We start from the raw sequence: 23,552 nt of genomic DNA on the forward strand, positions 1-23,552 counted from the left end.
TTCCAAGTCCTACTTCATCTGCCAGAATCGCTTTGCCATTCATTCTTTCAATGACCGTTTGCGCCACTTCCAATTGATGGACAAGTGGTGTAAGATTCGGCAAATATTTAGGCGATTGTAGACCAGCGAAATCAGTAATCAAGCTATTTTTAACTACCTCGTAACTCATGTTGTATAATGTCCAATTATCCCATTGTTCACGATTCTCTAATCGTTCTATAAAGCCTTCTTTCCACTCAGACGACCTTTCAATTATCATTAACATCACCTCAAACAACTTTTTCTTTCTTATAAGGTTGTCCAAAAAAGTCATTCCTATGTTTTTTAAATTGAATAAACAGTAGAAATCCTAAAAAATGTGTACAATGACGAGAAACTATCATATTTCTATAAATTTACAACCATGTTATACTATTCTAATACTCATAAAATTAATAATATATGAGAATTACATTAAATTTTAAAACAATTTATAAACCGAAGAACCTAAAAATCTCTAATAAATTAGTTAATGTATGATTTAAATTACATAAAGATAATGCTAGCGTCAAATTGTCATACATGTAGTTGTTAGCAAGCATTGGAGGAGAAAAGGTGAACACAAACTTGCAATCGTTAGGAAAAATGATAGTTGAAAAGAAGTATGAGATTGCTAACGCTGTGCACATTGACCGAATGGGACCAGTAGTTATGACCGAAGATGAGAAACGTCAATTCGAACAAATAGAACAATCTATTATAGACATTCGTGCCAACTTTATCAGTTTATTTGGGGAAGCTCTAATTGACCATTTAGATCAACAAAAGGCTGTAGACAACATACTTTCATGGGGCAAGGAAACCGGAGAATACTTCTTCAATTTAGGTGTGCCATTAGATGAAGCATTAAAAGATGCAAGTTTCTACCGGAAACACATCTGGCAAGCGATCCAAGTAGAAGCGGAAGTACAGAATATGTCAGCAGCAACTGTATTTGAAATTATATCTATTTTTGATCCCCTTTTAGATAAAGCGATTTATAGTTTTAGCCTTACTTATGTTGAGTCTCATCAAAGATCTCTAGAAATTGCACAAATTGCCTTTATTGAAATATCAGTTCCTGTTGTTCCTTTATTTCAAGGAGTAGCCGTTTTACCCTTAATTGGTAATATCGATACTGAAAGAGCCAACATCATTATGGAGAAAACGTTAAATTCAGCAATTAAACTACAGCTAGAGAAATTAATCATTGATCTTTCGGGAATTCATATAGTAGATCGAGCAGTGGCTGAACAAATCTTCAAAATTGTTGATGCATTAAGTCTTATCGGTGTCCGTACAGTCATCACTGGAATAAGACCTGAAGTTGCACAAATCGTTGTCAGCCAAGGAATGGATTTTAGCAGTGTAACTATCAAAGCGACTCTTTCTCAGGCAATGAATGAAATTTTCATTAATTTACGATAAATACATGTCAAAAAACATCTTAACTTAAATAACTCTGTAAATAGCGTAATAAATAACGGTGATTTACATACAAACTAGCATTGCTTATAGCAGTGCTTTTTTATCGCTTACTTTTTAAGAATAAAAGGATTTATATCAATATATGGGAATATTATCGATAGATTTATTGATTCAGGTTGTTCTTTTGATATTTAATTATCGTAGTATAAGAACAGAGAAATTGAGTTTTATTTCTGGAGGATTTAAGGGGTGGTGGAAAGTAGTCAATCCGAATAATGTTATAAACTTACGAAAGTCAGTAAAATAGTTTCTTCTTCAACTAACAGCCAGTTGAAGAAGAAACTATTTTGTGCGAAGACTCAGCTTCTTGGTTGGTTTTTTGTGCGTTCGTTATTTACATTTATTATATTTTAATTCGAGCAATCATCAGAAATCTAACTTCACTGTTATCATAGGTAGAAATTTTTCATCTTCCACAGTTACTAATCAGCCAAAAATCTGAGCTGCAATACCATACAGAGTTTCATTTCTTATTGGTAATTGATCTGCATTTTTAATCATAATCGGAGGTTGATTAACTTTAACAAACCCACAGCTTTCTATGTAAGAGATGAATTTAGCATTCCCAGAAGGCACATCAATTCTTAACTTTTCTTGATAATTTCCAGCTAATCTATGAATCAAATGTGAAGCAACTTCTGAATTAGGGGCTACTATTGGCCCGAGTATAAGATTTGTAGGTGTTACTATCGACAAACCAAAGCCAACAATTTCACCCAATGAATTCCTCACAGCCAGAGCCTCTTTTGATTGAGCAATCCTTAATGTAAGGAAAGATGTTCTATCTTCTCCAAAAGAAAATTTATCTAATTCTATAATTTTAGGCATCCAAGATGATTCTATTTTTTCTACGGTAAAACTTACGTTATGTTCTAAATGATGAGGTTTATAGTTATTACATATAAATTTATCTATATAGTCTATTGCAACGAAACCCATTTTTTCATACATAGGTCTTCCATCTTCTGTAGCAACTAACATGACGGTTTGAGTATTTAAAACAGAATCTAAACAAGCTTGTGTAACTTTCTTACCTAAACCAAGTCCTCTATAATCTGGGTGTACAATGACCATTCCAATTGTCGCTAAGCTTGAACCATATTTAATAATGGCTGCACTTGAAACCAATTCGCCAAACTGATTTCTATGACCGTAGACTGTACCGGACTTTAATATCGTTTGAATCTCATCAATATCGTAATCCCAACCGACTGATTCAGAAAGAGTAATCAAGTCAGGTATATCGTTTATATCAAAATTCACTATTTTTAACATTGAATTATTAATGATCAATTTAAACACTCCTTGTCTTCATTAGCCTTTTAGCTACCTAAAACAGAAACATTTTTAGTTGAAGAACTCTCTGCTCTTTATTAAAAAGTTTTTCTCAACCATTCTTTTAATGTGTTCTGAAGCAGTATTATGAGAGACATGTATACTTGATGCAATTTCATTTACTCCTATATTTATCTGTTTATCAACAACTTGAAGAATACGAATTGTTTGATGAGAAATCTTTTCTTTATGCTGATAATGCATATGGTAATAGATATCAGTCCAATATTGATTTAACAGTTCAACTTCACGGTTCACTAACATCACTCCTTTTTATCGTCACTTACGATTGTGTCGTATTAAACGACATAAAGGAACTTGTTGTTTTGTATTACGATTTTTATGTGCTAAACAATACTCCATTTAATGCATCTAAATACCTTTTTGCTGACGCTTGAACACGTATACATGCGTCTTCTTCAATAACACGATGGAAAGCATCATATAAGCGATTGAATTTCAGCCCCTCTAACTTAGCAGCCATATTTTCAACGTTGGAGGCTGGCAAAGGGATAAAATTTGGGTAACTGTACATAAAACTTACCCAGTCACGGTCTGCAACCACTCGAACGATATCACCTGATAAGAGAGTCCCTTTTCCATTGTTTCCACTTCGCCATTCCAACACTACAGCTCCTTTAAAATGCCCACCTATACGGTGTAGAACAAAATCTTCATGTAATTCCAAGGATTCTCCAGACCAATAAATGATTTTCTCACTTGGTCGCATGACCCATTCTTTATCGTCTTCATGAATATAGATTGGTACATCAAATGCTTCTGCCCATTCGACTTGACTAGAGTAATAATGAGGGTGTGATAAAGCGATAGCATCGATTCCTCCGAGATCGCTAATGTCTTTAATTGTCGACTGATCGAAATATGTAAGGCAGTCCCATAATAAGTTGAACCCACTACCTTTTACAAAATAGGCGGTTTGGCCAATGCCAAAGTTCGGCTTGGTATGCAAACTATATAATCCCTCATCTTCAGAAAGAATCGAATTTCTGTAGGTACCATCTTGAATCATTTCTTGTAATGTCGTCCACGTTTGTCCCTTGAAGCTAACGTATTGGCGTTCTTCGTTACAAATTACACAGTTTTCTGGAACATCGTTAGAGTATTTATATTGCACTCCGCATGTTTCACATATGAAATTTTTCAATTTAACCATCCTTTACTAGTTATATATATTTTCTAAATAATGTTAATTATAATGAATATTCCATATTTTGTGTTCATCCATAAGTCTTAACTTTGATTTACTGATATCCGTTATACTATAAAGCACGAAAAAACGAGCTACGATTTGATCGCAACCCGTTTTTAGTATTTCTAATTCCTCAATATTGTAAGGATAATTTATTTACGTACTGTTTTTAATGCTGTTGACCATGAAATTACTTGATCTAACATTTGGTTAACTGAATCTGCTTGCACATCTTTTGGTTTAAAGTCAGAGCCATTTTCGAAGTCCGTGAATAGTGATAGTGCTGGGTGCACGCGTACATGTGCTACAGACAATTCACTTAAAATACCACGCAAATGTTCGGTTGCACGTGCACCGCCTACAGAACCGTATGATACGATACCCGCTGCTTTATTGTTCCATTCGTCACGTAAGTAATCTAGAGCATTTTTTAATGCACCGGTGATGGAGTGGTTGTATTCTTGAGTGATGAATACGAATCCGTCACAGCCATTAATTTGTGCTGACCAAGCTGCTGCGCCTGATGCATCGCCACCAGCTTCACCTAATAATGGTAATTTGAATTCTGCGATGTCGATGATTTGATATTCAGCGTCTCCGCGTTTGTCTGCTAGTTCTTTAACCCATTCCCCTACTTGTGGACTAACTCTTCCTTCACGTGTACTTCCTAAAACAATCCCGATTTTTAACATGTCATTTCCTCCTATTTGTTGTGTTTTATTATCTAAGCCAAATAATTTACTAAAGAAACTCATCATAATCCCTCGTTATTCATATTTTTTCTCAAACTCTTTTGTGCTTCTTACTGTGTCTATTGGTCGAACCAATTTTTCAATTTGTTCACGGTTTGGTTCTAAAAACGGTGGTAACGATAATTTTTCACCAACTGTTTCGTAAGGTTCATCACCCATAAAGCCAGGACCATCTGTTGCAAATTCGAATAAAATCTGCGGTGAAACTCGTGCATAAAGTGATTCGAAGAAATGACGATTCACATATCCGGATGTGTGGAATCCGAAAGACTCAAGTCGATCTGTCCACTCGTCTAATACTGCTCGATCTTCTACACGGAAGGCAACGTGATGAACTGTACCGAAGCCTTGTTGACCGTCTGGCAATTCTTCATTATGCTCGACGATTACTTGTGCACCGTTACCACCCTCACCCACTTCAAATAAATGATAAGATCCTTCTGCTGCTAATTCTGTAAACAGCATGACTTTTTCTAACATTTGTTTAAAGTAGTTGAAATCAGCAATGCGTACGAAAATCGGTCCTAATCCTGTAATCGCATACTCTAATGGAATCGGGCCTTTCTGCCAAGGCGTACCAGAAGCGACCCCTTTATTAAACTCATCTGAAATCAGCTGATATTGTTGATCGTCAAAATCTACGAACGAAAGTGTCTGTTTACCAAACTGTTCTTGAATACCACTATGTTTAACTTCAAGTCGGTCAAAACGCTTTACCCAGAACTCAAGAGCTGCATCAGTCGGTACTCGGAATGAAGTTTTTGAAATTTCATTTGTACCATGCGTTCCTTTTGATATGTTTGGGAAGTCAAAGAACGTCATATCCGTACCAGCGCTTCCTTTATCATCCGCAAAGAATAAATGATACGTTCTAATATCGTCTTGGTTGACTGTTTTCTTAACTAATCGCATTCCCAGTACATATGTGAAAAACTCGTAGTTCTTTTCTGCACTACTTGTTATAGCTGTTACATGGTGTATTCCTTTTAAATGATTCATTATTGTTTCCTCCTCTGATTTATCCTAAATAATTTTATCTCGAATTCGAGATATTGCATTAAAAAAATTTATAGTTTTTCAGCGTGATGACCAATTCGTTTAAGTAGTTCAACCGTGTCATTAATTTCTTCTTCTGATAACTGTTCGAAGATTTCTTCAATCTTCGCTTCGTGCTTCGGAAAATATTCATCCATAAATGCCTTACCGGAACTCGTAATTGTGGCAAACGTCACACGACGATCAGTTGGACATGCTTTACGAATCGCAAAACCCTTCTGCTCAAGCTTATCAATTACATACGTGATACTGCCACTTGAAATAAGAATCTTCTTGCCGATAATTTGAATCGGTTGATCCCCTTTATGGTACAACAATTCCAAAACAGCGAATTCGGTTAGATTCAATCCATGTGATGCTGCATTCTTTTTCAATACTTCTTGAATGGCCTGGGAAGCACGGAGCATGACTGTTACTGCTTTTAATTTATTATTAGCTGAAACCATCTAGTTTCCCTTCTTTCAATGTATGCTCAATTTATTTATCTTGAATTAATATATCTTGAATATGAGATAAATTTAACACGTATTTTTCAGATTGTCAATTGTTTGAGATTTATTCTTCCCTACACACAATAATAGCCATGATTTTCGAATCGTTTTAAAACTCAAACCTGACTGCGCGATAAGCTAAAGTGTGAATAACAATGGTTTGTTCTGCAAATCATGTCGGAAAAAAAGATATTTCCTGGGAAATTACTGTCGAATTAAATCTCTGCACATAAAAAGTAGCGGGTGAAAATAGTATTTCAGCCGCTTTTGAGATTATCACTCAACCACTCCAGACTCAGTGATTTTGACATCCACTTTTACTTTCACATTAATCGTTGGATACATATCTCCCCATTTTTTCTCGTCCCAATTTCTTGTCCGACTCCGTACTTGTTCTCCAAGCCCAAGCGGATCAACCTTTAATGCTTGAAACTTTTTAATCAATATTTCGGCTTGTTCCTTTACATCTTGTTCCATTTGTTTTCCGATTTTTTCATACAATTTCTTATGTTGAATTTTTTCACCAGAGTGTTGCCTGATGATTCCATCAATTTGTACATTTATTGTGATTTCCGGATTTGTCTTGTTTTTACTGACTAGAAATTTTCTTTTTGAACCAAGGTTTCGGACATAGGTATCATTTCGGACCTTGTAAGAACCATTTTTCGATGTTTCAGCTAACACAGTAAAGACAAACAATTCACTGAAATCAATTTGATCCACCAATTTATCCTTATCAAATAATGCGATACCGCTAACCTCCACTTGGTCTTTCTCCAATTTCAGTAAAGGTAAATATGGATCTTTTCCTGTTGAATAATAATCATTCATAAATTGATGAAGATCCTTCTTTGGCAGCAATCCCAGATTCACGTTCTGCTCAATGATTTCGGTAACATGCCTCCCCGTGTCCTCGTTCTTAAATGGTGTGGTTAACATCTCTTTCACTTCACCATCTACGACTGCCAACGAGAGATTTGTCGTTACATTTGGATCGCGTTGAAAATTATCCACTAGCTCAAAGACTCCATGACCCGCAAGTTCACTGCTGAAAAGAATCAATTCAAGCTTCCCAGTTTCTACAGTTTTTGGAGATTTCGTATCTATTTTGACGAGAATTTCTTTACTAAGCGAAGAAGTTTCCGTAAACGTTTCACTCGAAATGGACTTATCAGGATTATAGATAGGAACGACAACTGTCGCCTCAATAAGCTCTTTGTCTACGTAATCGTACCCTATAGCTGAGTCTAAGTGCAGATCATCCAATATTTTTGTTCGTACACAACCTGTAAGTAAAGATGAACAAAATAACAACAGAACGATAAACGGTTTTATCATCCATTTCCCCTCACTTTATGATGGATATGGGAGATAATATATAAAAATGGAATGTAAAGAACTATGAAGTAAAAGCCTATTTTAGATACGTTTGTATTTAACACATCAACACTACTCCGATCCGTTAACAAACAATTCCCGACAAAAGTAATGACAAGCAATACTATTAAGGCCGTATGCTGCTTGATTCCAAACAACTGCTTAACCCCTCGGCTAGAAGACCATATTGCAAGGCAGATGTTGGGCAATATGACCAGCGCATACGTCGCAATCCCGATATATTCGAATCGCTCGACGAATGGCATCTCCACAATTTTCCACATACTTAATGTCGCCCATACGGTGCCTTCAAGTTGTTTTTCACTGTAATAAGCAAACGATATGATTGTTACCAGAAGATACATAAATGTCGTAAAAAGAGAGCCGAAATGAGCCCATTTTTGAGATTTTTCCGGCTGTTTGATAAACGGATAAAACATAAACAGCGCTTCAAATCCGAGAAAGCTTAATGCTGTTGCTTTCGTCGAGATGGCGATTTCTTTTATGCTATGGTCAAAGACTGGTAATAAATTTCTAAAATTCGCAAACTCTAAAGGAAACCATAAGGTTAACAGCAAGTATAACGGCAAAACTACTCCCAAAAAGCTCATACCAGTTACAGTTCGAAATCCCCCGGAAACCACATAATAGGTAAGTATTAGAAACATCAGGCTAAATGCCCATACTTTTATATCCGGAAACATCCAAACCTGAATAACCTCGATAAATGTACGAAGGACGGTAATCGCAAAAAATAATAAGTAAACGAGAAAAAACAAACTAAATAGTCCGCCTATCCATTTTCCGAATAGATCCCGATGAATGACCGTGATGTCTCCATTCCCCTTTTTCATAATGCTGTAGATCATCCAAATCAGGAGATTGACGATAAGCCCAAAAGCCAATACAGCGATCCAGGCGTCATAACCTGCAGATTTGGCGATGTATCGTTGAAACCCCAGTACCCCAATTCCTATTTGAAGGGTATGAACAAGAAAAAAAACAAGAAAAGGCGATACAAGAAATCGTTCTTTAATCGCTGTTGGCATCATCTCACCTCCTACCTAACCATCGGAATTTTATTCATCGATATCTTTCTTCTCTTTCGCTTGTTTTTTATTAAACCGTTTCGAATCTTTTGTCCGCAACAGAATAGGTCTTTTCGATTGGGATGAGAAGGGCAAACGTATAAGTGCATCTTGCCAATCTGCCCAACGCGGCGGGTAAATAGGTTCTAAAAATGGCCTGCCTAACGATGTCAACCGAATTAAGTGAACAAGGAAAAAGCAAAAACAGAGAACCACGCCGACTAATCCCCATAACTGTGCAAATAAGAGGAAAGGGAATCGAATCAATCGAATCGAATTGTTCATCTTATATACGGGAGTGGTAAACGAAGCGAGTGCCGCTAGAGCTACGATAATTAACAAAACATTGCTCACCAGTGCAGCTTCAACGGCCGCTGTTCCAATTACAATACCCCCAACAATACCGATTGTTTGACCAATCTTTGTGGGTAATCTTGCCCCAGCTTCACGTAACAGCTCAATTGCCATTTCCAAAAAAATCACTTCTAGTATGGGTGGGAATGGCACATTGCTCCTTGACGTGACAAGGGTAACCATTAGTTCTTTTGGAATTAATTCATAGTGATAGGTGACAACAGCCACGTAAATCGGGGTCGAGAATATCGAAAAGGCAACCGCAAACAGCCGTATCATACGGAAAATCGATGCAATATGCCAGGATAAATAATAATCTTCAAAAGCTGAAAAAAATTCAATTATTGTGGTTGGCCCTATCAAAGCATGAGGAGAGCCATTTACGAGAATCACTACTTTCCCTTCCGCTAGTACAGCAGCCACACGGTCTGGCCGTTCCGTATCCAACAGTTGGGGAAACGGCGAATTCTGGTTATCCGCAATTATCTGTGCAATATAGGAGCTATCGATAATTTGATCAAATTCAATATCGTTAAGTCGCTGAATGACGGTATTCACATTTTCTTCATCTGCAATTTTTTCAAGATAAAGAACAGCCACTCTCGTTTTCGTAAGAGAGCCCACCATTATCTCTTTCGTTTGCAAATCAGATATAGGCAGTCGTTTACGAATCAGATTAAGGTTACTATCTAAAGATTCTACGAATGATTCTTTTGGTCCTACCACACTAAATTCCACTTCCGGGATTGAAACAGTGCGACCGATTCGCAATTCCGCCCGGACTAACGCGCACATATTATCTTTTTCATCCAATTGAATCATGACAAATCCGGTTAATATCATTTTTTCGATTTTATCAATCTCACTTGTAATCATAATATTTTCAACCGAAATAGCCGCCTTTAATTCTTCATACGTTTGTATTGGTTTGTCGCTAATGTGAGCAAGAATATCACGATGCAATATTTCTACGTCAATCAATGATTTAAAATAAGAAATAGATAAAGGATTCGAAGAATGGTCATTGGAATAGCTAATAAAATCACTGGATTTTTTTAATCGACTCATGATTTCAGAAAGATTTTCATTTGATTCCTTTGTAGAATCTTTTGTCGATTCTTTTGATTCACTTTTTTTCTTTTGAAACCACTTTTTCATTGTACTCACCGTCTCCTGTTTAAAGAAATCCAGAGGTATCCTTTGTTTGTTCGCCTATTCGTCAACGTAAAAGACAATTAAGGTTCGCTTTTGATAAGTTAAAAGAGCAAAACTAGGAAAGACAAATCTCTTACTTTCATTGTTAACAATAAATAAAATATATAAACAAAAAAGAACGTCAGCCACTAAGATTAAGGGGTGCCGCAAATACAGTTTTCTATGAGGTTGATAGTTTGAGGGGAAATCGTTGCTTCTTTTCTAGTAGATAAATAGGAAGTATGAAAGTGACAAGATCTAGAGAGACAGGAATTGAATAAATGATTCCTGTTATGAAATTTGAGTGAGGTATATTTAGAAGAAGCAGCAAACTTATTTAACGAACAATTCATTAAGCACTGGCTTTAGACTGTATTTCTGCCGGCACCATAACCTCAAAAACGAAAAAAATGAGCTGCGACATAGTCACAGCTCGTTCTTCTTTTCTGTTATTTTTTTGCAGTATATTTTTTAATAGCCGGCAATATTTCAGTACCAATGAGTTCAATGTTTTTTATTAGTCTTTCATAGGGTACACCGCCAAAGTCTATTTGCGCGATATACCGCTGGTGACTAAACAGCTCATGCTGATAGAGAATTTTTTCGATGATTTGCTGGGGACTACCGATATTCATTACATCATGCGGATCTGCTCCCTGTAGAAAATGTTGCTTTGGATATCCCCGTCCGTTAATGAGTTGCATGCCTTGATTTATGTGAGGATAAGTATCGCTTTGTGCCTGTTGAGTCGTTTCGGCCGCATAGAAAAAACCCGCAGTTGCAACTGGAAGAGTCGTTGAATCAAAACCACTTTGTTCTGCAGCATTGCGATATGCATCAATTGTTGCTTTAAAGCTTGTCGCGGGACCTCCTAATGTTGCTAGGAACATTGGAACACCAGCATTACCAGCTTTAATTGCACTTGCAGCATGTCCACCAACTGCACGCCAAATCGGCATCGAGCCATTTTGCGGGCGTGGAATCACTCTCGCATCTTTTAATGGAGCACGGAATTCCCCACTCCAGTTGACCACTTCTTCTTTACTAATCTTCAATAACAACTCAAACTTTTCTTCATACAACTCTTCATAATCACGGACGTCATAGCCTAATAAATCAAAGAGACCAATTCGTGAAGCACGGCCAGCAACAATTTCAGCGCGTCCCCTCGAAATCAAATCAATTGTCGCAAAATCCTCAAACACACGGACTGGATCCGATGTACTAATAATCGTCGAGGAACTTGCGATTTTAATTTTACTAGTCGCCTGAGCAATAGCTGCTAACACGACAGTGTGCGCTTGCGTTGCAAAATACTCCTGATGGCTTTCACCAACACTAAAAAAATCCAAACCTGCTTGTTCTGCTAGCTTCGCTAATTCAATGATTTCATGAATACGTTCCTGAGTAGAAATACGTTCTCCTTTAAGTGGACTGGGGATATGATCTCCAAGTGTATAAAGTCCAAATTCCATGCCTTTGCTTTGATCAATACGATATTTCTCCATTAATATCATCCTTTTTATTAATAGGTTAGTTAATTTCATCATTCATAAAATCGAATTTAAACACGAACATTCTAAAAACAAAGATTCTGTCGATTTCCGTTACGGGCGGACGCTTTCCGCGGGTGGTCCGTGTGCCTCCTCGTTCGCGACGCTCTCTGCGGGGTCACACCTGGACACACTTTTCCCGCCGGAGTCGCCGCCCTTCACTCCAATCAAACTACCGAAATTCTCAACAAATTCAACGGAGCACACTTCAAATATTCTTGTATCACTATTCAAAAGGCATTTACGTAATTGACTCACGTATTATAAAAATTTTGTTATGTATTTTGGAGCTATATAACGATAGTGCAAATTATACTCTTTACGATGCATATTCCCTACGATTTGGATTCTTATAAAGTTAAGCAATACATATTTCCATACGAAAAGCCCCAGTCATTAATGCTATTTCAAGTGCCCTTTTTCAGGGGTTAGTTCATGGCTTATCAGTAACGAGAACCTTATCCAAAAGAAATGATGAGATAAAGCAAAAAGCTCCCAGACAAATTGATTCGTCTGAAAGCTTATTTTTAGTTATTGTACTTGTGTATCCATTTCTAGTTGAGCATTTGATATTGGATTTGAGGGAACTGTTTAATAATTGCAGACGAAATTCCGTCTGCCATTTCCAAACCTTGCCTTTCAATTTCATCAAACGTATTTATTGATGATGGATAGTCTTTTTGAAGCAAGAACAGCATTTCTTTTTTGGTTAAGTCCAAGTATTCGTAATAACTCTCTCTCGTATCTTGCTGTGAGATATAAGGGTTGATAGAACTTAAAAAGGTAACAATGTCATCTGCATTGGCATGCCATTTTTTATCGATAGACTCAAAACTTTGCATGTCTCCGGCTTTTGCCGCCTTTACCAAATCTCCGGCGATGACTAAATGGTCTTTAATCAAAGCGGTAGTTTGGTCTCCTATTTGTTCACCATAGAAAGGTCTAAGTGCGTTCCCCATATCAATAGTATTTCTTAATAATCGTGCCCATACTGCATCTAAATCTGGTGAATCATTAATCAAACTCGTAATAAACATTCTTGTCCAGTATACATGTTGTTCCCAAATTACCCGCACCGTATTTCGTAACTCAAGTTCAGCGCGACTAATACAAGGCGTGTAGTAAATCCCTGTTGGATAAACGTAATACATTACATACCTCCAATTCGTAATCTCTATATAGTATTCTGGATGCTCAATTGTAGTACCTAAATTAATCAAAATTTCACTCAAGTATTGGGAGCGTTATCACATTGAATTTCCTTTGAATAATTTTATTTTCATTAAATATTGTTATATTCTTTCGTTACTCGAACTTTTCAATTGATTTACTCCTTAGAATATTGCTACTACAGAATAAGCAGCTTGTATAAAAAAGGAGATAACCTAATGACATCTTTTAATGAAAATTCAACTAAATATGCTGAATTAGCTGTAAAAGTAAGGGTGAATATTCAAGAAGGACCTTTTTTATTGTCAATCCACATTTATTACGCATCAATTACACATCTACGTTTAGTTAAACGTTAAAAAGGTGTCCCTAATTACAGAGACACCTTGCATTTATTCAATTTCCTTGCTCTTTTTCTCCCACTAAAGGTTAGAACAACAATCCCTCCGAGCAGAAGAAGCACTCCGACCCAAGAAACTGCACTTAACACTTCCCCCACTACAAATACACTTAATACAGTTGCAGTTAAGGGCTCTCCAAGTGATATCGTTACAGTGAATGAAGAAGGAACTTTTTGAAGTCCTTTTAAATAGAGAATATACGCTACACTCGTTGTCATAAAACCTAAATATAAAATGGTTGCTATTTTTGAAGGTTCAGTAACCCACGAGCTATTCAAAATAAATAAAAATGTCATTAATAAAGTTGCATTGATGGAGAATGTCAGAGCAACTGTAGGAATCGCTTCTACTCTTGTTAATAATGTTTTACTAACAATTGTATAAATCGCAAATACAAATCCAAATATTAAAGCGACAGTTTACGCATCCCTATTCGCAAACTGTCACTAATTAAATCAATAAGAATATTCCCTATATTTTAATAAATTTCTAAATGCACTACAATCTATTTAACTTGAACTTTTTATAGTCCGCTTTTAATGGCGTCTATGTTTATCTTAGGGTTCTTTTGATCTAAAATTATGTTAACTGGAGAAGATGGATCTGTGCTTCCTTCTTTAGTCAAAGCTGTGGCGGTTAACATATTCAATCCATTCTTCAATTTAATCGAGATGTTGAAGGTACCGTCCTGTTTGCTGGTGCCGGACCCTACATTTTTGCCATTACTTTGAATCGTAACGGTGCTTGCAGGAATCGCTGTCCCCTTTACTAGAACCTTATCTTGATTCGTATTCGTATTATCCTGCGGTGTTTCAATTACAGGTGTTGGGATAGCATTGTTCATGACCGCGCGAATCATCATATTCCCATATTCTGGTGCCGTATTATGCTCCCATGTTCCATTATACAGAAACCAATTTCGGTATTGGAAAGAACCATTTTGATCACTATAGAGACTTGTTGATGTATCTACCGAAGAAGCCGAAGGTTGTACATAGACCAAATAGAAATCTCCGTTAACAAAAATATTTTTATCAGTGAAATCAACATGAGTCCATTCCCCATCAGTCCGCGCATCAGCATCAAATGGCCCTGCGATCTTTTTACCAGGAGCTCCGTTAAGACCTGTGGAATCATATACTGCTACTTGAAATCTAGTAGACCCCGGGCTTGGGAATTCGGTATTAACTTTAAAGAGTCCACCTGTCAACCAAGACTTAGTGACTCCTTCTTCCAATGACATTCTAATACCAAAGCCGTTTTTAGCACCGTACCAAAACCATGATTGTTCCGATGTTCCATCATCATAAGCGATTTCTCCAGGAAACCCGATAAACCTTTTCAACTCAACATTCTGTGTAGTATTCTTTTTTGTCCGAAGTGTAATCGAGTAATCATTATAAACATAATTATTCTTGAATACATGTAACGTATAGTTACCTTCATAGGCTGTAAGCGTAAATCTTCCCTTGGCATCCGTTTTCACTGGAGTAATAGCGGCATCCTCTACTAAAGAGATGATCGCATCTGTTATTGGTTTCCCTGTCGTTTGATCCTTAACTACCCCTTCTACTGTTCCTTTCCCTAAAGGTTTAAGATTAAAGTTTGCATCAACAATCCCGTCTTTTGGTATTGAAACAGCTTTGTCTTTGGATTGAAAACCATAAGCCTCAGCGCGAAGAGTGAATTCCCCTGCCTTATGTGTCATGGAGAACCTTCCATCTACTGGATTAGTTGCAACTGAGTATCCAGAGTCTACTAGCGTTACCTTTGCACCAATAGGCAATACATTTGGCTGACTAGTTGTATTCTGAACGATTGTAGCCGTCGGAGCTAATATACTTTTATTAGATTGTTTTTTTGTATGGATTACGTCTGTTGTCTTTACATTATTCTTTACATTACTATCTACTAGAGGTCTATCAGTTAAAGAAATGTCATCCACGTACCATCCATATTTTGGTTCTAAATCAAATCCTGTTTCAAATGCTTGCATATAAAAACTGATATAAATCCGCTTTCCAGCGTAAGCAGAAAGATTCGCTTCTGCATCAATCCAACCATCTGTAGAATACTTAATTGGATGTCCATATTCATCAAATTCAGTAGGTTCCACTTGAGTTACTATTTCCCAATTTTGCTGGTCGGTCGAGACAAGGACAGCCCCGTAATCTATAGGCCCTCCGATTCCCGCAGGATTAAAATCATACCATTCCTTAAATTGTAAATATGAATTCCCGTTTTCAGGAATGTCTACAGGAGGCATATGAAGATAAGAATTCGTATTAGGAGAATGAGGACCATCCACATTGGTACCATATACTTTTTGGCCAGAATAAGCTTGGCCAGGTCCTGTTAATGGGTTCCCCCACTCCCAATCGTTATTCTCTCCTTTAGAATACCAACCTTCAGGAGCGGTTTCTAAATCATGGAAATATCCAATCGTAATCGCTGGCTTAACTTCTACATTAAACTCTGGAGAAGTTACTTGGTTTTGTCCATAATCAACCATTTTCCACTTATAAGTAAATGTACCTTTCCTTATATCTTCACCTGGAACTACAGCTTGAAAAGTCCCGTTTTTAAAATCACCAGCTGTTCTTGCTGCTTTTACAGTCTTCCATTGTTGACCTGCTAAATACTGAATTTCTACAGTTTCTACACTGATATTATCTTGTACTTCTACTGTTAAAGGTAAAACTACTTGGTCGTAAATAAAGTTAGGAGCGATATGTTGAAATGTTGGATTTGATGTATCCTTTCCGTCATGTACAACTACTCCATTTATCATTCCATTTCCATTATTAAATGTTTTTATTGCATTATATACGTTAACAAATCCGTGTCCATACCCGTAGTTAGGAGAAGAAGGAAATTCTGTGTCTGTCAATGGAATCGCTGTATCAAACAGTATTTCCTCAATTTGGTCAATCGTCAATGATGCATTGGCTTGCTTTAACAACGCTACAACTCCTGTAATATGAGGCGTTGCCATTGATGTACCACTCATCAGTTCATAATCATTGGTTGGTATGCTTGAGCGGATATTAAAGCCTGGTGCTGAAACATCCGGTTTCGTCTCATCATATGGCCCTGGTCCACGGGATGAGAACCAAGCTAAGGCATTGTCATGATCTGTTGCTGCTACTGCGAAAGATTCAGGATAGTTTGCCGGGGTAGAAACCCATCCTTCCCCCGCAGAACCGTTATTGCCAGCTGCAAAGACAGGAAAAATATTGGCAGCTCGCCAGTTTTGTACCATAGGGCGATACCATTCGTCCAGACCTGGTCCCCCCCCCCAGGAGTTGTTTACCACATCGGGAGCTAACTCGGGATGGGGATTACCTTCAGCATCTTTTGGTGCCAATATCCACTCGCCAGCTTCGAGCAAATCGACATCATTACCACCCCGATCAGAGAATGCTTTAACAGCGATCCATTTTGCACCTGGGGCAACACCAATTTGGTTACTTCCATTAGGCTCTGAACCAACCATAGTCCCAACCGTATGTGTACCATGTTTCAAATCATCATACGGAGTTTCTTTCCCTTCGACAGCATCAAACCAGTTTAAATGATGATCTGGTTGATTTGGTTCCGCTGTATTGTATCCCCGATATTTTTCTTTTAATGCAGAATGGTTCCACTGAACCCCTGTATCAATACTGGCTACCACGATTCCAGTTCCATCGATTCCCATATCCCAAACCTGAGGCGCCCCAACTTGTTCCACTCCCCATTCAACTGTTGATGAATTTAGATTGGTCGTTTTTACCTTAGGTTGGATTGGTGTGATTAATTGCCGTGTTTCATTCGGCAGAATTTTTGCTACCTCCGGATAGGTTGCCAATTTGTTCATCACATCTTTCGTTGCTGTAACCGCTATAGCATTCACAACATAAAACGATTGTACACTTTTTACTTCTCCTTTTAGCTTTGCTTGCTCAAGATATTCTGTTACTTCAGTTTGGGTGTCCATTGCAGTATTTCGTAAGGTTGAAACAATTGCGGAACGTACCTGAAGTTCTGTACTTGCTTTTGTTAGTTTCTGCTTCTTCGCTTTTTCTGTTGCTTCAATTGCAATCAGATTAGTATCTACTTGATCTTTAAACTTTAATAGGAATGTGATCTGATCTTGATTCTTAAATTGTTTAATAAGCTTAGAATCTATCTTATTTTCAACCGAAGTGTTCTTAATAGCAGAGATTGGCTTACTCTCTACTGAATTAACTTGTGCGATTGTGTTATTTGGAAGGACTAGGCTGATTAAGAGCATGAAAGATACTAGTAAACTTAATGTAAGATATAACAAACTTATTCTATTTCGCAAAATGGGGGAGCTCCTCTCAACTTCAAATTTGGTTAATCTATACTAAAGTTGCATTGTTTAATACAACTTAGGTTAAAATTCCTCCTTTAGAATTTATTAAACACTAGACAAAATAGTATAAGTAATCTGAAATATTGACAATATATCTTTTTAAATCGAAACGATCAAGAAATTAAATGGATAGTATGTAGTGCATCTATCAATGATTTGATTTGAAAATTACTCCTATTAACTAAAAACGAGGAAAGATCTCAATATATACAGAATAAAAGCTAAGATAATAGAGGAACCGTTATGAATTTAAGGTTTATTATTTATTGTCTAAATGAATGAAAATTCACAAGACTACTTATGCATACTCGATGAATTTAGCTAGAAGCTCCCAGTCCAACCAAATTAGTTGATTGTTTTCACTGCCTGGAGAGAAAATATTAGGTATGACGACGTGCTGCTAATACGCGCCGTTAAGGAATTAGATCGATAATGCACATTATCTATGGTGGTATTTAAAAATTAAATCCTAACCCTAAAAACCCTGACATTCCTTCTTAAGGAATGTCAGGGTTTATTAATGGAATGCCTTTATATTATCCATCTGATTAGCATCATTGCTTATATTCTTTTTATCACATATTTTAAAAAGTACTTAATCATATTTGATTAAGTACTTTCTTGATTACTTATATGCTTTTGTGTCTAACAGTCTATCCAGTGTTACTACTTGAAAACCTTTTTTCTGAAGCCCCAATATGATAGATGGAAGTGCTCTTAAAGTCTCTGTTTTATCTTCATCTGAATGAAAAAGGATGATATCACCATTACGAACATTCGTTAAAACATTCTGACCGATATTATCACTTTCTTTTTGAGACCAGTCCAGTGTATCGATCGACCAGAGCACGATTTTCTGATTTTGCTCCTTAACAGTCGTGATAACTTGTTCATTGGTAGCACCATAAGGAGGGCGGAATAATGCGGGTCTCTTACCAATCACATCCTCAATAGCATCATTGGTCATTCTTAAATCATTTACTATTTCACCCTTATCCACTTTACTCAGATCATTGTGATAGAAACTATGACTGAGTACCAGGTTTCCGGCTTGAAAGGCCGTTTTAACAACATCAGCGTTTTGCTGGACTTTTTCTCCAACAAAAAAGAAACTCCCTCTTACATCGTACTTTTTTAGGATACCAATAATTCCTAGTGTGATTTCTCTGTCTGGACCATCATCAAATGTTAATGCTACCATTCTTTGATTCGGACCATTTAAAAAAACAGTTCCCTCATTTTCTTTTGTGAGCGTTTTCATTTGCTCACGTGACTTTAACATATTAGCCCAGGCGTTATCCGATAACTTTTCAGAAGTACCTTTAATATCTAATATATACTTTTCTACTACCTTTGGAGGTTCAGGTTTTTCATTGTTCTCCACTTTGCGATAAACAGAGATGTGATCCACTTTTCCAGTAGAGTTAGCAATAATAAACTTTAATTCGATACCATCTTCCAGTCTGTATCCATAGATAGATTCGTCATTCATATTCCTACTAAATGAAGGTTTTCCTATTGAAGAAGATATTTCATCAATAGTTAATGTTCCAAGCACCTTGTTATAGGAGCGTATATCAAAAATCTCTCCATCTTCCGAATAGCCAATGGTGATGGTTCTATTTGAATACTCGTCATAGAAATACTCCTTGTAACGATCTGTTTTTGAGGGATCCCCCCAACTGTTATGGACCTCTTTAATAGGGTCAAATAGTTTGAAATCACTATCCAGGGTCATCCCTTTTGTTGCAAGATTGAGTATTTGTCTTATCAATCTAATATTCTTGTCATCTTTGTTATTTTCTATCTCATTTACATTTTCATTTTCTGCATGTTCATGTACTTTTGTCTCCTTGCTTGTGGGCTCACTATGCTTTACCTCTCGATAGCAAGCAGTTAACAATACAATTAGAAATAGCAAAAAGAAAAAACGGTATGGAGCTTTCATAATATAGCCCTTTCATACTTACAAGAAGGACTTATGCTTCCTTTAGTTTCATGTACCAAGACCTTAATCATGGACTTTCAGCCCCCTTTGAAGTACCCGTTAGCCACCCATGCATCGCAATACCAGCGCTGCACCACAGAGGATGAAAATGAGTGCAGAATGGAATTGAATTTTCATGGGAGATGCGCTAAAAAGCTCATTTCTAATAGAGAAATGAGCTTTTAAGCTTAATTGGGGAACTAAATTTGATTATTTTTTTATAACAATTGGGATAATGTAATTAAATCCGGCATACTCTGCCATTACGACTGCCGCACCTTCAGAAGCTGCTATGATATAATTATCATTCGAAACATATGCAACATCGGAATTCGACATTCTCCAAGCAACTTCCCCCGTAATATCTTTTACGGAACCATCGCTATATAATGCATTAATTTTTAACTTCGTTTTCGTTCCAATTGATTCAACAACATGGTCCGGAGTAGCAAGTATACCTATTACTCGAGTAGCGTGTTTATCAACGACTTCAACGCTTATTTCCTTTGTCATTCCTAGATATGATACGGAAATTGTCGTTTTACCAACTGACTGACCAACAACTCGGCCACTATCAGAAATATTTACAACTGATTTATCCGCTATACTCCATTTTGCATCACCTGTTACATCGTATGATTCACGCAATCCATATACAGCAAATAAGCTTACGCTCTTGAATTCATTTGGTTCTAAAACTACTTCATCGACACTTGTCTCTAACTGGGGCTTCGTCGTTCTTACCCAAACTGCATCATTAAAGCCATTATGATAGCGGAAGTAGACATAAGCTTCACCAGTACCTACTGGCGTAATAACTCCGTTTTGATCAACGGTAGCTACACTCTCATCTGTAGACTCCCATTTTCCTTCTTGATCGACTTCTACAACATTATTATTTGTATACTCGGCGAACGCAATAATATCTACCGGCTGATCTCCTGGCTGCATCAGTAGGTAATTTTGACTTAGGGTGAGTGAGAATAAATTAATTGGTCCACTCTTTTCAGTTACATTAACTGGAATTTCAATTTCAGGGAAACCTTCTATTTTTGCAATAACGGTTGTTTTCCCTTTCTTTTTACCTATTATCTTTCCGTCTGAAATGACAGCAATTGATGGGTTCTTAGTTTTCCATTTTACCAATTGCTTAATCTCTCTTTGAGCACCATCATTATATTGTGCTGAAATTTGGAAAGGATAAAGTTTATCTTTTTGAACTTCAACATCGAAAGTACTAACTAATAATGATTCAATTTTTAAATCCTGTTCTGGTTGTGGATTCTCAGGTAGAATTGTCACATCAAGTATTTCTATACTTGTACCGTGGTTGACTAGAACTTGGGTAGTACCAGGTGCAATCGCAGTGAGTACACCATTTTCTACTGTAACAATATCCGGATCTAATGCTGAACATCTCCCTAGGGATGTAACATCTACTCTTGAACCATCTTGATATTTTGCTTTTACAGTGAACGAATGAGTACGTTCAGATAATTTAAATTTAATGTCCTTTTCACTTGGTTCTAGATCAATTACTCGACTTATTGTTTCTTTATCTGATACGACGATTTCAAATTCTTCTGTGTAGTCCATACTATACACGCTAACTTTTGCTGTACCAGTACCATGAGCCGTAAGGAGACCATTCTTATCGATAGAAACGACATTTGGATTAGTAGAATTGTAGCTCGCAAAAGAAGTATCATCCATTTCAGTTCCATCCGTATAGTCTATTTTTACTTTTAATTGCTGTTGCTCGTTTACAATCATGCTCGTTACATTAGGTGTAACGGTAATCTTTTTAGGAAGTGGAGGCGCTGAATCATTTTTACCTGTTACTATTACTGGAATATTAACTGTTTCTCGTTCATAAATAGCAGTTAATACAGCTGTACCTTTTATCCATTGACCCTTCACCTTATCATAATCAACTGATGCTACAAAAGGATTAGTAGAATTCCATTCAACAGAAGTTGTTACATCCTTTGTCGTTCCATCACTATATATTGCCTTAATTGAAACCGTTTCTTCCTTTCCTGCATCTAAAAAGAAATTAGATGGTGTAGCCGTTAAGCCGATTGGTTTTGGTGCAGTTAGTTTATTTGTAATGATGACATTTATTTCTACTGGAGGATATAGCTCAGAACGGTAGGAAGCTCTAATTTTTGTTTTACCTGTCTTACCTCCTGCAATGATTAAACCATTGTTTGTTACTGTCGCAATGCTAGTATCGTCACTAGTCCACGTTGCATTACTTTTTACATCCTCTGAACTACCGTCATTGAATACTTCATTTAATGTAGCCTCGAATGATGCATGAGGTAAAATTTCAATATCAGGTGTATCTGTTACAAGTTCTTTTGGCTTAACAATGTTAACACGTACAGCATCTACAAATTTATCGTATTTAAAATAAATATACGCTTCTCCTACTCCAACTGGAGTAATGAGACCGCTACTATTTACGGTTACAACCTCAGAATTTGTTGTTTCCCATTTGCCAAGAGATGTCACCCTTTTAGTATCTAATGAACTTGTAATATCAGCATCGACTTGGACAGGCTGATCAGTTGCTTTTAATCTTAACTGTCCTACAGTAAGGTAAAGTCCTTCGTATTCATCAATACCCTCTTTTACTGAAACAAAGAAGTTAATCTCAGGGAATGATGAGTATTTAACCTTTAATGAAGCATCTCCTGCTGAAACACCTTTTAATTCCCCATCGGAAACTTTTACAATTGAATTATCTCTCGATTCCCAAGTAGCTGATTTAGTTACATTTTTTACTGAACCATCACTATATAGTGCTTTCAATTCAACTGATTTCGTTTCTCCTTGATTTATATAAGTAACGCGATACGCTGATAACATTAAAGATACTATTTTTGGTCCTTTCGGAGGTTTAGGCTTTTCATTCTTTTCAGTTATCGAAACATCAATGTTTGACACTGTTGCTCCAAGCTTAAACTGTACTTGTGTTGACCCTGTTGAAACCGCTTTTAACATACCGTTTGCTACTGTTACAACATTTTTATCAGCAGAAGTCCATTGTCCCTCTTTTGAGACATCTTTTTTGGTCCCATCTTCGTATTCTGCTTCAATTGCTAATTCAAAGCTGTCTTCAGAAAGTGCAAATGAAACTGTCGATTCACTAGGTGTGATTTTGACAATTTGCTGATCTGAAGTATTCTTTGTTTCTTTTAACATGTTCGTTGATGCAAAAGCCAAATTACTAAATAGAGAGATAAATAATGTAAAGATGATCGTTAACGTAAAAACCCGATTAATGCTCTGGATCCTCATTTGTTGTCCTCCTAATTTTTTTTATATTATTTCAAGCCCAAATTAGAGCTTGTTAATATCAAATTACTAGTACTTTAGAGAATCATCGATAGTACAATCGAAAATAATTGGATTAAATTGTAATAATAAGTAATAGATTTACAAACTCAACAACATAATATTATAAATATTCCGAAACAATATCAATATGATATTTTAGATGGTTATGATTTAATTAGTAGATTAATCGTGGTTTATATAGGTATATAGGATGACACTGCTTCTTTTGACGCGTGATTGAATAAGGAAATCTTTTATGAAGTGTATTTAAAAATAAGCGTTTTATCCTTGTAAACAAAGAGACTGCTATTTCATATTTATGAATAACAGGATTTCTCAAATGATTATTATC

At 36.6% G+C, this 23,552-nt stretch carries 17 protein-coding genes and 1 pseudogene; 2 read left to right on the top strand and 16 right to left on the bottom strand.

Annotation, left to right across the window (positions count from 1 at the left end; all coding sequences use genetic code 11):
* Window positions 1–259: pseudogene (locus tag WBG45_RS05860) on the bottom strand (ATP-dependent helicase); the annotation flags it as partial.
* Window positions 260–594: 335 nt separating this feature from the next.
* Here WBG45_RS05860 and WBG45_RS05865 point away from each other — a divergent pair.
* The gene (locus tag WBG45_RS05865) at window positions 595–1,446 is read left to right on the top strand and encodes an STAS domain-containing protein (RefSeq protein ID WP_424412852.1); all 852 of its coding nucleotides are present in this window, start codon (window positions 595–597) and stop codon (window positions 1,444–1,446) included.
* A gap of 486 nt (window positions 1,447–1,932) precedes the next feature.
* Here the strand turns inward: WBG45_RS05865 and WBG45_RS05870 are convergent, their stop codons facing one another.
* From WBG45_RS05870 to WBG45_RS05920, 11 genes are all read right to left on the bottom strand, one after another.
* The gene (locus WBG45_RS05870; protein ID WP_424412854.1) at window positions 1,933–2,799 is read right to left on the bottom strand and encodes a GNAT family N-acetyltransferase; all 867 of its coding nucleotides are present in this window, start codon (window positions 2,797–2,799) and stop codon (window positions 1,933–1,935) included.
* Window positions 2,800–2,853: 54 nt separating this feature from the next.
* Complete coding sequence (locus WBG45_RS05875; RefSeq protein WP_424412856.1) at window positions 2,854–3,099, bottom strand: MarR family transcriptional regulator; 246 nt, start codon at window positions 3,097–3,099, stop codon at window positions 2,854–2,856.
* Between the two features lie 82 nt (window positions 3,100–3,181).
* Window positions 3,182–4,015, bottom strand: coding sequence for an MBL fold metallo-hydrolase (locus WBG45_RS05880; RefSeq protein WP_424412858.1), 834 nt, complete (start codon window positions 4,013–4,015; stop codon window positions 3,182–3,184).
* Between the two features lie 188 nt (window positions 4,016–4,203).
* Window positions 4,204–4,806 carry an NADPH-dependent FMN reductase gene (locus WBG45_RS05885; protein WP_424412860.1) on the bottom strand — a complete coding sequence of 201 codons (603 nt, stop codon included), beginning with the start codon at window positions 4,804–4,806 and terminating at the stop codon, window positions 4,204–4,206.
* 12 nt (window positions 4,807–4,818) lie between these two features.
* On the bottom strand, window positions 4,819–5,802 hold the full coding sequence (locus WBG45_RS05890) for a ring-cleaving dioxygenase (RefSeq protein WP_424412862.1): 984 nt from the start codon (window positions 5,800–5,802) through the stop codon (window positions 4,819–4,821).
* Between the two features lie 68 nt (window positions 5,803–5,870).
* The gene (locus WBG45_RS05895; protein ID WP_424412863.1) at window positions 5,871–6,305 is read right to left on the bottom strand and encodes a MarR family winged helix-turn-helix transcriptional regulator; all 435 of its coding nucleotides are present in this window, start codon (window positions 6,303–6,305) and stop codon (window positions 5,871–5,873) included.
* A gap of 321 nt (window positions 6,306–6,626) precedes the next feature.
* Window positions 6,627–7,688: a Ger(x)C family spore germination protein gene (locus WBG45_RS05900; RefSeq protein WP_424412865.1), complete on the bottom strand. Its 1,062-nt coding sequence runs from the start codon at window positions 7,686–7,688 to the stop codon at window positions 6,627–6,629.
* Entirely contained in the window at window positions 7,685–8,776 is a 1,092-nt protein-coding gene (locus WBG45_RS05905; RefSeq protein WP_424412867.1) for a GerAB/ArcD/ProY family transporter, read from the bottom strand. Before WBG45_RS05905 ends, WBG45_RS05900 begins: the two co-directional genes overlap by 4 nt.
* A gap of 30 nt (window positions 8,777–8,806) precedes the next feature.
* A complete protein-coding gene (locus WBG45_RS05910; RefSeq protein ID WP_424412869.1) occupies window positions 8,807–10,327 on the bottom strand; it encodes a spore germination protein in 1,521 nt (506 codons plus the stop codon).
* Between the two features lie 485 nt (window positions 10,328–10,812).
* On the bottom strand, window positions 10,813–11,871 hold the full coding sequence (locus WBG45_RS05915) for an LLM class flavin-dependent oxidoreductase (RefSeq protein ID WP_424412871.1): 1,059 nt from the start codon (window positions 11,869–11,871) through the stop codon (window positions 10,813–10,815).
* 599 nt (window positions 11,872–12,470) lie between these two features.
* On the bottom strand, window positions 12,471–13,067 hold the full coding sequence (locus WBG45_RS05920) for an acetylglutamate kinase (protein ID WP_424412872.1): 597 nt from the start codon (window positions 13,065–13,067) through the stop codon (window positions 12,471–12,473).
* 237 nt (window positions 13,068–13,304) lie between these two features.
* Here WBG45_RS05920 and WBG45_RS05925 point away from each other — a divergent pair, with 237 nt between their 5' ends.
* Window positions 13,305–13,445 carry a hypothetical protein gene (locus tag WBG45_RS05925; RefSeq protein ID WP_424412874.1) on the top strand — a complete coding sequence of 47 codons (141 nt, stop codon included), beginning with the start codon at window positions 13,305–13,307 and terminating at the stop codon, window positions 13,443–13,445.
* A gap of 14 nt (window positions 13,446–13,459) precedes the next feature.
* Here the strand turns inward: WBG45_RS05925 and WBG45_RS05930 are convergent, their stop codons facing one another.
* The 4 genes from WBG45_RS05930 to WBG45_RS05945 all read right to left on the bottom strand — a co-directional run bounded on the left by WBG45_RS05930 (window position 13,460) and on the right by WBG45_RS05945 (window position 23,161).
* A complete protein-coding gene (locus WBG45_RS05930) occupies window positions 13,460–13,894 on the bottom strand; it encodes an EamA family transporter (RefSeq protein ID WP_424412906.1) in 435 nt (144 codons plus the stop codon).
* A 116-nt stretch (window positions 13,895–14,010) separates the two neighbouring features.
* Window positions 14,011–17,817: a S8 family serine peptidase gene (locus WBG45_RS05935; RefSeq protein ID WP_424412876.1), complete on the bottom strand. Its 3,807-nt coding sequence runs from the start codon at window positions 17,815–17,817 to the stop codon at window positions 14,011–14,013.
* A 676-nt stretch (window positions 17,818–18,493) separates the two neighbouring features.
* Window positions 18,494–19,816, bottom strand: coding sequence for a polysaccharide deacetylase family protein (locus tag WBG45_RS05940; protein WP_424412878.1), 1,323 nt, complete (start codon window positions 19,814–19,816; stop codon window positions 18,494–18,496).
* Between the two features lie 249 nt (window positions 19,817–20,065).
* Entirely contained in the window at window positions 20,066–23,161 is a 3,096-nt protein-coding gene (locus WBG45_RS05945) for an Ig-like domain-containing protein (RefSeq protein ID WP_424412879.1), read from the bottom strand.
* Between the last annotated feature and the right edge of the window lie 391 nt (window positions 23,162–23,552).

It is taken from the genome of Paenisporosarcina sp., assembly GCF_049671445.1.
Taxonomy (GTDB): domain Bacteria; phylum Bacillota; class Bacilli; order Bacillales_A; family Planococcaceae; genus Paenisporosarcina.